This window comes from Halorubrum saccharovorum DSM 1137 (assembly GCF_000337915.1).
Taxonomy (GTDB): Archaea; Halobacteriota; Halobacteria; order Halobacteriales; family Haloferacaceae; genus Halorubrum; species Halorubrum saccharovorum.
Genome location: NZ_AOJE01000011.1, coordinates 22254 through 34215 on the forward strand (window position 1 = coordinate 22254; position 11962 = coordinate 34215).

General features: G+C 68.9%; 12 protein-coding genes. 7 read left to right on the forward strand and 5 right to left on the reverse strand.

The window, feature by feature from the left end; translation table 11 throughout:
* Positions 1–65: 65 nt before the first annotated feature.
* Positions 66–1259 (reverse strand): multicopper oxidase domain-containing protein, encoded by a 1194-nt coding sequence (locus tag C471_RS03225; protein ID WP_004046554.1) that lies wholly within the window; start codon positions 1257–1259, stop codon positions 66–68.
* Positions 1260–1409: 150 nt separating this feature from the next.
* Here C471_RS03225 and C471_RS03230 point away from each other — a divergent pair, with 150 nt between their 5' ends.
* Positions 1410–1973, forward strand: coding sequence for a YfcE family phosphodiesterase (locus C471_RS03230; RefSeq protein WP_004046555.1), 564 nt, complete (start codon positions 1410–1412; stop codon positions 1971–1973).
* 100 nt (positions 1974–2073) lie between these two features.
* Positions 2074–2886 (forward strand): hypothetical protein, encoded by an 813-nt coding sequence (locus C471_RS03235; RefSeq protein WP_004046556.1) that lies wholly within the window; start codon positions 2074–2076, stop codon positions 2884–2886.
* A 24-nt stretch (positions 2887–2910) separates the two neighbouring features.
* Here the strand turns inward: C471_RS03235 and C471_RS03240 are convergent, their stop codons facing one another.
* Both C471_RS03240 and C471_RS03245 read right to left on the reverse strand, forming a co-directional pair.
* Positions 2911–4446, reverse strand: a complete 1536-nt coding sequence (locus C471_RS03240; RefSeq protein ID WP_004046557.1) for a sensor histidine kinase — start codon at positions 4444–4446, stop codon at positions 2911–2913.
* A gap of 2 nt (positions 4447–4448) precedes the next feature.
* A complete protein-coding gene (locus tag C471_RS03245; protein ID WP_004046558.1) occupies positions 4449–5237 on the reverse strand; it encodes a DUF5806 family protein in 789 nt (262 codons plus the stop codon).
* Between the two features lie 169 nt (positions 5238–5406).
* Between C471_RS03245 and C471_RS03250 the strand changes: the two genes are divergently transcribed.
* The 4 genes from C471_RS03250 to C471_RS03265 all read left to right on the forward strand — a co-directional run bounded on the left by C471_RS03250 (position 5407) and on the right by C471_RS03265 (position 8099).
* Positions 5407–5775: a universal stress protein gene (locus C471_RS03250; protein ID WP_004046559.1), complete on the forward strand. Its 369-nt coding sequence runs from the start codon at positions 5407–5409 to the stop codon at positions 5773–5775.
* Entirely contained in the window at positions 5772–6386 is a 615-nt protein-coding gene (locus tag C471_RS03255) for a GNAT family N-acetyltransferase (RefSeq protein ID WP_004046560.1), read from the forward strand. Before C471_RS03250 ends, C471_RS03255 begins: the two co-directional genes overlap by 4 nt.
* 92 nt (positions 6387–6478) lie before the next feature.
* Positions 6479–7102, forward strand: a complete 624-nt coding sequence (locus C471_RS03260; RefSeq protein ID WP_004046561.1) for an adenylate kinase — start codon at positions 6479–6481, stop codon at positions 7100–7102.
* Between the two features lie 91 nt (positions 7103–7193).
* Positions 7194–8099, forward strand: coding sequence for a DUF106 domain-containing protein (locus C471_RS03265; protein WP_004046562.1), 906 nt, complete (start codon positions 7194–7196; stop codon positions 8097–8099).
* Between the two features lie 677 nt (positions 8100–8776).
* On the opposite strand, the gene C471_RS03270 is transcribed toward C471_RS03265, so the two are convergent.
* Positions 8777–10144 carry an MFS transporter gene (locus tag C471_RS03270; protein ID WP_004046563.1) on the reverse strand — a complete coding sequence of 456 codons (1368 nt, stop codon included), beginning with the start codon at positions 10142–10144 and terminating at the stop codon, positions 8777–8779.
* A gap of 158 nt (positions 10145–10302) precedes the next feature.
* Between C471_RS03270 and C471_RS03275 the strand changes: the two genes are divergently transcribed.
* On the forward strand, positions 10303–11241 hold the full coding sequence (locus C471_RS03275; RefSeq protein ID WP_004046564.1) for an alpha/beta hydrolase: 939 nt from the start codon (positions 10303–10305) through the stop codon (positions 11239–11241).
* A gap of 47 nt (positions 11242–11288) precedes the next feature.
* Here the strand turns inward: C471_RS03275 and C471_RS03280 are convergent, their stop codons facing one another.
* Entirely contained in the window at positions 11289–11954 is a 666-nt protein-coding gene (locus C471_RS03280) for a helix-turn-helix domain-containing protein (RefSeq protein WP_004046565.1), read from the reverse strand.
* Positions 11955–11962: the final 8 nt, after the last annotated feature.

The window sequence follows — 11962 nt, forward strand, 5'->3', positions numbered from 1 at the left end:
GGGCGGTCGTCACGCCGGCGGCGAGCGAGCGAGGCTCACGGGGAGACGACCCGTGAGAGCCCGGATCAGACCTCGTAGCCGGCCAGGTCCATGACGGAGGCGAACTGCTCGGACCCCATCACGCTCTCGTAGACCATCCCGCCGATCATGCCGCCGGGGTAGGCGTCGCCGTTCATCGCGTGGTTCACCTTGTGGCAGTGGAGCGCGTAGACGCCCGGGTCGGCGCTGGCGGTGAACTCGATGGTCTTGCGCTCGGCGGGCGCGATGGGGATCACGTCCTCGCGGTGGCGGGCGGCCTCGGGGATGACGCCGCCGTCCTTCTCGACCAGCGTGAAGCCGTGGTTGTGGGTGTGCATCGCGTGCGACTCGTAGCCGGCGTTGACGTAGTGGATCCGCACCCGATTGCCCTCCTCGACGATCAGCGGCGACGCCTCCTCGGGGTGGAAGGTGTACGGCGCGGAGCGCCCGTCGACCGTGAACGCGTCCGGGTTGCGGTCGCGGTGGCTGAACTCCACGTCGCCGCCGGCCATCGAGGCCGACAGGCGGGTGTCCCAGTCTTTGATCGTCATGAACGCCTCCTTGTCGGGTGCCTCGTACCCCTCGGGATCGACGCGGAGGATCCCGTACATCCCCATGTCGAGGTGGTTCTGGGTCTGGTAGTGACAGTGGTAGAGGTGGGTACCCGGCTGGTTCGCGGTGATCTCGTAGGTGTGCTCCTCGCCCGGCGCGACCTGCTGGCCCGTCGTCGTCGGAACGCCGTCGTCCATCCAGCTCTTCGAGAGCCCGTGAACGTGGAAGGTGTGCGGGCGGTTGTGCTCCGAGTTATCGTAGGTGATCTCCAGTTCGGTCCCCTCGGTGACCCGGAGCAGGGGGCCGGGAACGCTCGGGTCCGTGTCCGGCGTCTGCCACGCCCAGACCTCGGGCAGCTCCCACGGGCCGCCGCGCGTGTCCTCGCCGAGCAACTGGTGGCGACACGGGGTCGTGGACATCGTGATCGCCCCGTCCCGCTCGTCGAGGTCGATCGTCGTTCGGGGCGACGTGTACGGGTGGTCCGTCTCGACGCCCGTGGAGTCGCTCCCGGACCACTCCTCGACCTGTTCGACCACGTCTCCGCTGCCGGCCGCGTTCTCCGCGCCGGTTCCGGCGTCCGCACGCGGGGCGCCACACCCCGCGATCCCGACCGTTCCGAGCGCCGCGGCCGCCGAGAGATAGCCGCGTCTGGAAACAGTGCGCCGCCCGGAATCGCTCTCGTCGTTCATGACGACCGAACATGAACGGGTGAGACTGATAAACCGGAAACAGGATCCACGGATCGTGAGAACGCGGTCGGGGGCCGATTGGTTTATACGTGTTCGAGTAGCGTCGCCGGCCACGTTTTATCACCGCGCGGCGCGATCCGCGAGGTGACAATGCGGATCGGCATCGTCTCCGACACCCACGACGACCTCGCCGCCGTCGAGGCGGCCGTAGCGCTGTTCGAACGCCAGGACGTCGACGCAGTCGTCCACTGCGGCGACTTCGTCGCGCCCTTCTCGGTGACCCCGTTCGACGCCGGAAACGACTCCGACGCCGGAAACGACTCCGACGCCGGGTTCGACTTCTACGCCGTTCGCGGCAACAACGACGGCGAGTGGGCGGTCGAGTCGACCGTCGACTCCTTCGGAACGTACCTCGGCGAGGCGGGGACGCTCTCCTTCGGCGACGGCGCCGTCGACGTCGCCGTGACTCACGGCACGAGCGCGGTCGTCGTCGACGCCCTCGTCGACTGCGGCGACTACGACTACGTGTTCCACGGCCACACCCACGCGCACGGCGTCGAGGAGCGCGGCGGCACGGTGCGGGTGAACCCCGGCGGGCTCCCGATCCCCGTCGACGGCGCGGACGACGACTTCCGAGTCGCGGTCCTCGACACCGACGCCGGCGACGGGAGGGCGGATCCCGACGCGGTGGCTCATCACGTGCTCGACGTGTAGGGCCTCGGACGAGCGGTCCGGGAGGCGCGTGCGCCCGACGACACAAGCGCGCGTTTGTTATTCCGTTGACCTTTTCAACGGCCCGGTCGGAGACTCGCGCATGGACAGACGCGCGTTCCTCCTCGGGGTCGGAGCGACCGGTGTGTGCGCCGGGCTCGCGGGCTGCACCGACCTCGCCGATGGCGGGGGCGAGGGAGGGGTCACGGAGCGCGACCTCCCGGAACGCCCCGACGACCTCGGACCGGAGTCGGTCGCGGAGTACGTCGCCGCGTACGAGGAGATCCGCGCGCACAACCGTCACGCGGCGGAGGGGGCGGTGGAGGTGACGATCGACGCCGTCGCGACGTTCGATCACGCCTCCGGGGACGACCACTACGCGACCGCGCAGCACGCCGGGTCGGTGTACCACGAGAACGACGACGGCGCCCGCTCCGTGGGCGAACTGTACGGCGATCCCGTCCCGTACCTGGTGACGCCGGAGCGGACCCTGCGGCTGGGCGTGGAGCGGCGGGCGATCGAGACCGACGACCGAGGCGACGACGGCGACACCGCCTCCGACGACGAGCGCACCTCGCCTCCGCTCGGCGTCCGCCTCCTCAACGTCACCGAGGAAGCGCGCGAGCTCGCGGTGACCGTGACGCGACGGGCGACCGCCGACCGCGACGGGGAGGCCGAGGACAGGGTCGCCGACTTCGATGTCGCGATCGATCCGGAGACAGCCGTCGAGGTGCGGTCGATAACGGACGTGCGCGGCGGGTACCGCATTATCGGCCGCATGGAGGACAACGGGATAACCGGAGAGGGCCGGATCGAGGTCGAGCTCCCGAGCGCCGATCGCGGGCCGAACGTCGATATCGCGGTCGACAGGAACGGTGTCTCGACGTGGCACCTCCCCTCGTTCGAGGGTGTCTGAGCCCGCGACGCACGTCCCCTGTTCTCAGGCGTCGGTATCTGCGGGCTCGATCCCCCGGAACTCGAACCGCGCGCCGCCGTCCGCGGCGTCGACGAGGTCGAGGGCCCATCCGTGCGCGTCGGCCACCTCGGCGACGATCTTGAGTCCGAAGCCGGTTCCCTCCGGGTCGGTCGAGACACCGGCGTCGAACACCCCGTCGCGGCGGTCCGCCGGAATACCGGGCCCGTCGTCGGCGACGTAGAAGCCGTCTCCGTCCGGGAGCGGGCCGACCTCGACGCGGACCGACTCGCCGGCGTGCGCGACCGCGTTGCCGAACAGGTTCTCTACGGCCTGCCGGAGCCGGCTCCTGTCGGCTCGGAATCGGAAGTCGTCGACGACGACGAGCTCGGCGGCCGCGGTGTCGACGCCCTCCCAACACTCCTCCGCCAGCGTCGCGAGCGAGACCGACTCGGTCTCGTCGATGGCGGCCCCCTGCCGAGCGAGCGTCAGCATGTCCTCAACGAGCGTCTCCATCCGGTTGAGCGAGCGGGCGATGGTGTCAATCTGGGACAGGTCCTCGTGCTCCTCTCGAAGGCGCTCGCGGATCAGGTCGAGGTTCCCCGTCGCGACGTTGAGCGGGCTCCGGAGATCGTGGGAGACGAGGCTGGCGAACTCCTCCAGCCGGTCTCGTTCGCGGGCGATCTCCTGTTCGCGAACCCGAAGCTGGCGCTCCCGCTCGATCCGAACGAACACCATCGTGACTGTGGCGGCCCAGAGGCGCGCCACGGCGAGGTCGGACTCGTCGAACGCGTCCCGGCCCGTAGACCCGATGTTGATGAGCCCGTACCGACCAAGCGGGAGGATCAGCTCGCTGCGGATCGCCGAATTCGGGTTGTGTCGGTCCGACTCCGTCTGCGTGTCCTCCACGTACATCGGATCGCCGGACTCGAACACCTCCCACGAGATGCTGGGCTCGTCGGGCCCGAAGGTCGGGTGATCGCCGACGATCTCGTCGGCCGCCTCGGTCCAGTCGACTGGGACGAGAGCGTCGCGGTCCTCGTCGTACAGCCAGATCGCCGCGATCGGGTGGCCGAGCACCCCCTCGACGTATTCGACCGCCGCCTCAGCGGCGAACTCCCGGTCGGTCGTCTTCAGCAGGTGCTGGGTCGCCTCGTGGAGCGCCTCCAGCGTCCGCGTCCGGCGGTGGAGTTCGGCCTGGTCGGCGCGCTCCTCGCTGACGTCGACGATCGTGGCGACGAGGAACGTCTCGCCGTCGCGCTCGAACGGGCCGAGGCTGAGCGTCACGGGCGCCTCCGTCCCGTCGGCGCGCCGCGCGCAGAGGTCCAGACTCGCGGCCATCGAGCGGGGCTCGGGGTCGACGACGTAGCGGTGGAGCTCCTCACCGGCCCCGCCCGTACCCGGGTCGTACAGCAGCGACTCGAAGTCCGTCCCCTCCACCTCCGTCGGCGTGTACCCGAGGACCTCCTCGACGCGCTCGTTTCCGGCCCGGACGACGCCGTCGCCGTCGACGATCACGACCGCGTCCGGGATGCCGTCGAGCGCCTCCGGGAATCTCTCCATCGCTACTCCTCGGCGGGTTCGTGAACGTGCCCGCACTCGGGACACCGGACCTCCTCGCCCCGGAGGTCGGCGGAGGACGCGCGCACCTCGCGCATCACCTCGCTGATCCGGTCCTCCGCTTCGAGCTCGTCGGCGACCGCGAGGTCGACGCCCTCGACCTCCAACAGGAACTTCGCGACCTCCGTCACCTCGTACATCATCTCGTCGAGGTCTTCGGCCGTGAAGAAGCCGGACATCGCACCGTAGAGGAACGTCGCGCCCGCCTTCGTCACCTTCTCCTCGAAGGAGTAGCGCGCCTGATTGACCGCCTGCGGCGTGTACGTGTCGGTCATGAAGGGGACCAGCTCGGGGAGGTTCTCGCCGATCTTCGTCATCTCGACGCCCGTCTCGGTGCGGAAGTCGGCGCAGAGCCGCGCTATCGCCCACTCGCGGGCCGTGATGTACGTCCGGTCGCGGAGGAACTCGTTGACGCGCTCGTAGCGGGCGCCGTCCATCTTCTTGAACCGCTCGTACTTGCGGACCTCCGGGGGTACCTGTTCCTGACTCCGATCGGAGCTCGCAGCGTCCTCACCGTCGCTCGGGGCGGCCTCGGCGTCCTCACCGTCGCTCGGGGCGTCAGCACCGCTCACGGCGTTTCCGCTCGCGTCGCCGCCGGCACCCTCGTCCGCGATGGCGTCGGCGTCCCGCTGTCGGGATGGGTCGGTCGATTCCGACGCGTCCGCCGCAGAGCCCGCGGTCCCGTTGGAGGGGTCCGATCCCCCGTCAGACGCGGGATCGGTGGGGTCGTTCATGTGTTTAGTAACCCGACCCCCGAACAAAAGGGTTGTCGGTCAGTCAGAGTCGCACGGCTGACACCGCGGGCTTCCGCCTTGCCCATCTGTGACGACGGCCGGTCGGCGGCGTTCGACAGCCTCCCGAGATCGGAGATCCATTTTTGTACCGGCGCACGGACGGGGACGTATGAAGGTGCTTTGCGGGATCGGCGGCAGCGACGACTCGTTCCGCGCGCTCGACCGGACCGTCGAGCGTGCGGCGGTCGCGGACGACGACCTCACCGTCGCGGTGGTCGAGAACCCGGACTCGTCGATCGACCCGGCGGAGATCGCGCGACGGGCCGAGTCGGCGGTCGAGGAGGCGGGGATCGACGCCGAGGTCCGACTGATCGAGGGCGATCCGGGGAGCCGGCTCGTCGAGCTCGCGGAGACGGAGGGGTTCGAGGAGATCGTCCTCGGCGGGGGACACACGAGCCCGATGGGGAAGATCACGATCGGGTCGATCGCCGAGTTCGTACTGCTGAACGCCAAGACGTCCGTCACGCTGGTCAGATGAGCGACCGTGGATACCCCGAGGCGGTGGCCGACGAGTTCCCCGTCCCCCCCACGGAGTTCACCGATCGGGAGGAACGTCCCATCGAGATCCGCCCCTACGAGAGTACCGAGGATGGGTACGAGGCGCTCGTCGAGATGTACGACGCCTTCGATCCGGCCGACCGCGCGCAGGGGATCCCGCCGGGCGGGGAGACGCGGATCCGCGAGTGGTTGGACGCGATCCTCGGCGACGACTGCCTCAACGTGATCGCGTGGTGCGGCGACGAGGTCGCCGGCCACGCGACGCTGGTGCCCGACGGCGACGCCTACGAGCTGGCGATCTTCGTCCACCAGGAGTACCAGCGCGCCGGCATCGGCACCCATCTCATCCGCGGGCTGTTGGGCCACGGACAGGCCGAGGGGATTCGGAAGGTGTGGCTCACCGTCGAGCGGTGGAACCGCGCGGCCGTCTCGCTGTACAAGAAGATCGGGTTCGAGACCTCCGACGCCGAGAGCTTCGAGCTGGAGATGGGGCTCCGGCTGAACCCGGACGCGGACGCCGACGCGGACGCCGACGCGGACGCCGACGCCGACCCGGACACCGACCCGGAGGAGAACGGAGGCGAACGGTAGCGTCGGAGGGGCCTCGGCCGACGCCACCCGGAGGGCGCGTAGCGTTGGCCGGAATCTTCAAGTCTTTAGGGGCGGCGGGCGACCGGTCCGGTATGAGTCACCGAATTCTGCTGTTGGGGGCACCCGGCGCCGGGAAGGGAACACAGAGCGCGAAGCTCGCCGAGGAGTACGGCGTCGAGCACGTCACGACCGGCGACGCGCTCCGCGCGAACAAGGACATGGAGACCGAGTACGGCACGCCCCGCTCGTTCATGGAGGCCGGGGAACTCGTCCCGGACCCGGTCGTCAACGAGATCGTCGAGGCCGCGCTGGCGGACGCCGACGGGTTCGTGCTCGACGGCTACCCGCGCAACCTCGAACAGGCGGAGTACCTCTCCGAGATCACGGACCTGGACGCCGTGATCTACCTCGACGTCGACGAGGAGGTCCTCGTCGACCGACTCACCGGTCGTCGCGTCTGCGACGAGTGCGGCGCGAACTTCCACGTCGACTTCCAGCCGCCCGAGGAGCCGGGCGTCTGCGACGAGTGCGGCGGCGAGCTGATCCAGCGCGACGACGACACCGAGGAGACCGCGCGCGAGCGCCTCGACGTGTTCTACGAGAACACCGAGCCCGTCATCGAGCACTTCCGCGACGAGGGCGACCTCGTCGAGGTCGACGGCGAGGCGACGCCCGACGAGGTCTTCGAGCGCATCCGCGGCGTTCTCGACGAGTAGGGACCCGGTCGTCGATACCGGGATCGCAGCGACTTCCGCATCGCCGGCGATCCTGCAAGGTTCTTAACCGTCCGACGACAACCGAGCGATAATGAGCAAGGTCGAACGGAGAGTCCGCTCGCTGGTCAGCGATGACGGCGAGATGCGAGACGCGGTCGAGGTCGTCCTCGATAACGCCACTGACGGAGAGGTTCAGTGGGTCGACGTCCGCGACGAGATCACGAGCGGCCAGTGGGGCCGACTCATCGAGAAGGAGGTCCTCGTCGACGGCGATACCGGCTTCGCCCTGGCGGACCGCGACGCCATCGAAGCGGGGCTGGAGAGCGACGACGGCGGTCTGACCGGCGGCAGCGATGTCGACACCCCGGAGACGACCACGTGGACGAAGTGGGACAAGATCGCCGCGGTCGCGACGATCGGCGCGTTCGTCGGCTACGCCGTCAATCCGGTCCGTAACGCGATCGCCGGCGCCTTCGACGTCGTGCTGGGACCGCTCCTCAACGTCGTTCCCTTCTACGTCGTTATCATGGTGATCGCGCTCGCGACGGGGCTGTACTCGACCCTGTTGCGTGCGGGGCTCATGGACATGGAGAAGATGAGCGCGTACCAGGACCGGATGAAGGACATCCAGGACCGTCGGAAAGAGGCGAAGGAACGGGACGACCAGGAGGCGCTCGACGCCATCCAGGAGGAGCAGATGGACGCGATGGGCGACCAGCTCGGGATGTTCAAAGAGCAGTTCCGCCCGATGGTGTGGATCATGTTCCTCACGATCCCGGCGTTCCTGTGGATGTACTGGGCGGTCGGCTACCGCGGCAGCGAGGCCCAGTACGAACTTGGGCAGCTCGTCGTCCCCATCGCGGGCTCCGTCGAGTGGACCGCGGGTCTCGTCGGTCCGATCCAGATGTGGATCGTCTGGTATTTCCTCTGTTCGATGGCGTTCACCCAGATCGTCCAGAAGAGCCTCAACATCGAGATGTCGCCGTCGTCGTCGTAAGGCGCGCTCGAACCACGTTCGATCGTTTTTCTCGGAGTCCGATGCGTCGGTACAGTGAAAACTGGTTGATGCCGGGAGTGGGTATAGCGAATTGGTGAAATAGTTGTTTATAAGCGATCGAGTGATGTTGCTATCGGCTGTTTATAAGTCTCTGACGACGTTGCGGTGANGGTATAGCGAATTGGTGAAATAGTTGTTTATAAGCGATCGAGTGATGTTGCTATCGGCTGTTTATAAGTCTCTGACGACGTTGCGGTGAGGACCTCCAAAGCCCCAGTCGCGACGGCTCGCGCGCCTTGCTGCGCTCCGCTCTCGGTCGCTCCGCTCCCTCGTTGCGGTGCTTGCTGCGGCGTGCTTCGCCCTCGCGGCTGCCCCTTTGAGTCCCACCCGAACCGCACAGCACGCACCTCACACCTCCCCAACCTCGTCAGTCGCCCTCCGCGTTGCTTCGGGCGACTGACTCCAACGAGGGACCCGAGGTCCCTCTGGCAGCCGGCGCTACGCGCCGGCGACCTCGCACGCGCTCCTCGTGGCCTCTCGGCCACTCGGAGGCGCGCGCCACCGCACAGTGTCGGTTTATAAGCGATCGTCACCGTCGCTCATCACTATTTAAATACTCAATCACCACCTCAGATCTGCAACACCTACTCCCACTATCGATCGGGACGCTCGCAATCTCACGCGTACGCCTCGAACTCCTCGCCGAAGACGAGGAAGTAGCCGGTTCCGGCGATCCCGATCACGGCGGCGACGGAAAAGGCGACCTCGGGGCTGACGAAGTCCCACAGGTAGCCGCCGATCGCGGCGCTCGGGATCACGAGCGTGTTCCGGAGCAGGTAGTAGGTCCCGGTGACGCGACCGCCGGCGCCCCGGTCCGCGGGGCCGACGATGAGCGCCTTGTGCGAGGGGAGCCCGGCGAACCGGAGCCCGGAGAACGCGAACACGAGGACGAGCGCCGGTTGGAGCGAGAGGATCGACGAGAGGAGCTCGGGGCCGAAGACGAGGACGACGGGGAAGGCGCCGTACACGAAGAAGCCGAGCGCGACGACCGGCTTGAGCCCGACGCGCTCGGCCAGCTTCGCCGCCGGGACCATCGTCACCAGCGCGACGGCCATCTCGACGCCGAGCAGGTAGCCGAAGAACGCCTGCGGCGAGAGGTCCACGGCGTACGAAAAGCCGCCGACCGCGACCGTCGTCTCCAGTCCGGCCGAGAAGACCTGCGTGACGACGAGCACGAAGAACACGTACACCATCCCGTTCGCGAACCGGACGAGCGTATCGCCGATCAGCAGCGGGCGGAGCGGGTCGGGCATCTCGCGGAGGTCCCGCCGGATCCGAGCGATCCCCTCGAACCGCCCGCCGCCGACGGCGTCGCCGCTCGCGTCGTACAGGACGTGTTGGGCGAGCGTCCCGACGATCCCGAAGGCGATCGCGACCGCGAGCACGTACCGGAAGCTCACCGTAAACGCCGGGTGGAGGCCGATGAGGACCGCGGCGAGGACAGGACCGATCAGGAACGCGGTGCGTCGGAACGTCTCGGTGCTCGCGAACCCGGCCGCCAGCCGAGAGGAGTCCGTCGCCTGCTTGACCACGGCGAACGTCGCGCCGAGGCCGAACGACTTCCACGCCTGCGCGAGGACTAGCCCGACGAAGATCCAGATCCACGGCTCGACCGTCACGCCCGCGACCGTGACCGCCCCGACGCTCGGGGCGACGAACCAGACGGCGAAGCCGACGGTCGAGACGAGTCCGAAGGCGGTCAGCGCGTACCGCGACCCGATCCGGTCGGAGACCGCGCCGCCCGGGTACGGGTACATCGCGGAGATGACGTTGCCGAACGTTCCGAACAGCCCGACGACGAAGCCGGACGCGCCGAGCGCCACCATGTACTCGGGGAGGAACCGGCTCGTCATCTGGAAGCCGAGGCTGAACGCGAACATCGCCAGCGACACCACCAGCACGTCCCGTTCCAAGGCGAAGAACTGACGGAACGTCGCTAGCGGGCCCGTTTCCTCCCGGCCGGCCGCCGATTGCTCCTTGCTCATCGTAGGGGAAAGAGAGCGGGACGCCGGGTGGAACTCGGGTGCGGTCGGCGGACACCGACGCCGTCCCTTCGTGTCGACGTGTCCGTCCGCTTCGTCAAATAGGTACTCACCCGCTCGCCGTCCCCAAGGCTTACTCTCACTTCGCCACAGGGTCGACCATGCACGCCGACGAGATCGATCCGCAGGCGAGGGCGGCGGTCGAGCGCCAAGAGCGGGTCCCGATACCGCACAGCCGGTGGGGGCTGAAGCTCACGCGACTGCTCACGGGGCCGGCGATGCGGATTCGGAACCGGAATCCGCCGACAGTGGGGGAGACCGTGGACGGGACGATTCCGGGGCCGGCAGGAGACCTCGACGCGCGGCTGTACCTCCCCGACGCCGACGGCCCGTTTCCCACGGTCGTGTTCTTTCACGGCGGCGGGTTCGTGCTCGGGAGCGTCGCCACTCACGACCGGCTCTGTCGCCGCCTCACGCGGGAGAGCGGCTGTGCCGTCCTCTCGGTCGACTACCGGCTCGCGCCCGAACACTCCTTTCCCGCGGCGGTCGCGGACGCGTACGCGGCGGTGGAGTGGGCGGCGGCCAACCCCGACGCGATCGACGGGACCGGGCGGGTCGCCGTCGCCGGCGACTCGGCGGGCGGCGCGCTCGCCGCCGTCGCCGCGCTCATGGCCGCCGAGCGCGACGGCCCCGAGATCGCGTACCAGGCGCTGTTGTACCCCGGCGTCGGCGTCGAGGCGGGCCAGCCGTCGATGGAGGAGCACGCCGGCATCGTTCTGGACGAGGCGGACTTGGAGTGGTTCTTCGACTGCTACTACGACCACGAGCTCCACGAGCGCAACCCGTACGCCGACCCGACGAACGCGGGGGACGTGTCGGGCGTCGCTCCCGCCACGGTCGTCACCGCGGGCTTCGACCCGCTCCGCGACGGCGGGAGGGCGTACGCCGAGCAGCTGGTCCGCGACGGGGTGCCGACCCGCTACGAGAACTACGCGGACCAGGTGCACGGGTTCATGACGCTCAGCGAGGTGGACCGGGCGACCGAGGCCGTCGCGGACGTGGCCGACGACCTCGCCGGTGCGCTCCGGGCGGATTCGTAAGCGATAGCGGCGAGCTTTCGGGTTCCGAGCCGAGCGCGCCATCGCCTCTATCGGGAATGGGCGTCCCGTCCGCCGCCCGCGACGAACTCGCGGATCACCGCGGCCTCGGCCTTCCGAATCAGTTCGCCCGCCGTGCTGGTCGAGCAGTCGAGAGCCGCGGCCACGTCCGCGATCGTCCCGTCGCGGGGGAGTTCGTAGTACCCCGCCTCGACCGCCGCCTCCAGCGCGGCCCGCTGTCGGTCGGTGAGCCGCGAGGGCGACGCCGACCGCTCGAACTCGTGGACCCGCTCGATGGCGACGTCGCCGAGGTCGGCGAGCGCATCGTGGAACGCGCCGAGCGCCCCCGCTTCCCCGACCGCCTCGAACCGCACGGCGCCGGTCTCCAGAAAGGCGACCGGCGGGAGAAAGACCACGCTGGCGGCCGCGATCGCGTCCAGCACCGCCGGCGCGAACTCGTAGCCGTCCTGCCGGAGGAACGCGTACGTCCCCTCCCCGTCCTCGACGAGTTCCGTCTCGACGAGCGAGTCGACGGCCCGCACGACCGACGCCGTCGCGTCCGCGTCCGCGTCACACCAGAACAGCGTCGTCGCGTCCGCAGTGGGGCTCCACGTCAACAGTTCGGCGCGGGTGACCGGACCGGGGTCGGTCACCCGCCGGTGAAGCGGGTGGACGAGCCCGTCCGGATACGTCGCCGAGAACTGGACGCGTTTCATTTCGCCGT

Excerpts from the sequence above, each read along its gene's own strand:
- C471_RS03255 (WP_004046560.1), top strand. The coding sequence starts at position 5,772 with ATGAGCGACCGTGGATACCCCGAGGCGGTGGCCGACGAGTTCCCCGTC.
- C471_RS03230 (WP_004046555.1), top strand. The coding sequence starts at position 1,410 with ATGCGGATCGGCATCGTCTCCGACACCCACGACGACCTCGCCGCCGTC.
- C471_RS03225 (WP_004046554.1), bottom strand. The coding sequence starts at position 1,259 with ATGAACGACGAGAGCGATTCCGGGCGGCGCACTGTTTCCAGACGCGGC.
- C471_RS03240 (WP_004046557.1), bottom strand. The coding sequence starts at position 4,446 with ATGGAGAGATTCCCGGAGGCGCTCGACGGCATCCCGGACGCGGTCGTG.
- C471_RS03250 (WP_004046559.1), top strand. The coding sequence starts at position 5,407 with ATGAAGGTGCTTTGCGGGATCGGCGGCAGCGACGACTCGTTCCGCGCG.
- C471_RS03275 (WP_004046564.1), top strand. The coding sequence starts at position 10,303 with ATGCACGCCGACGAGATCGATCCGCAGGCGAGGGCGGCGGTCGAGCGC.
- C471_RS03270 (WP_004046563.1), bottom strand. The coding sequence starts at position 10,144 with ATGAGCAAGGAGCAATCGGCGGCCGGCCGGGAGGAAACGGGCCCGCTA.
- C471_RS03265 (WP_004046562.1), top strand. The coding sequence starts at position 7,194 with ATGAGCAAGGTCGAACGGAGAGTCCGCTCGCTGGTCAGCGATGACGGC.
- C471_RS03245 (WP_004046558.1), bottom strand. The coding sequence starts at position 5,237 with ATGAACGACCCCACCGATCCCGCGTCTGACGGGGGATCGGACCCCTCC.
- C471_RS03280 (WP_004046565.1), bottom strand. The coding sequence starts at position 11,954 with ATGAAACGCGTCCAGTTCTCGGCGACGTATCCGGACGGGCTCGTCCAC.
- C471_RS03235 (WP_004046556.1), top strand. The coding sequence starts at position 2,074 with ATGGACAGACGCGCGTTCCTCCTCGGGGTCGGAGCGACCGGTGTGTGC.
- C471_RS03260 (WP_004046561.1), top strand. The coding sequence starts at position 6,479 with ATGAGTCACCGAATTCTGCTGTTGGGGGCACCCGGCGCCGGGAAGGGA.